General features: G+C 50.1%; 1 pseudogene. It reads left to right on the top strand.

Annotation, left to right across the window (positions count from 1 at the left end):
* Positions 1-45: 45 nt before the first annotated feature.
* A pseudogene (locus KDM89_RS20645) lies at positions 46-353 on the top strand (hypothetical protein); the annotation flags it as partial.

Below are 353 nucleotides of genomic sequence, written 5' to 3'. Positions count from 1 at the left end.
GCAGGACGGCAAGTGGTTGATTAAGCAGGAGCGCGCAGGTAGCTGATGTTTTCTGCAGTACTGAAAAATGCTTTACTGAGTAAGAGAGTAAAGCTGCGCCCTGTCGCTTCCATTTTCTTAGTCTCGCTTGTAATGCTGACCGGCATACATGAGGTGCATGCTGCCCGCCGCACGAAATCAGATTCGACAGAACCGGCCTCCGGTGTAAGCCTGCCTAACCCGGATTTGCTGCTAATTGAAACCATGCGGGCACTCTCCAATAATCAGCTCTCACTTGCTCAACAAAAAATTGACGAGCTGGTTGTGGCCTATCCGCACTTTCAATTAGCGCACCTGATACGTGGTGATTTGCT

Source organism: Cognatundibacterium luofuense (genome assembly GCF_018139685.1).
Lineage (GTDB): Bacteria > Pseudomonadota > Gammaproteobacteria > Burkholderiales > Burkholderiaceae_D > Undibacterium > Undibacterium luofuense.
This window is presented reverse-complemented; position numbering and strand designations above follow the sequence as displayed.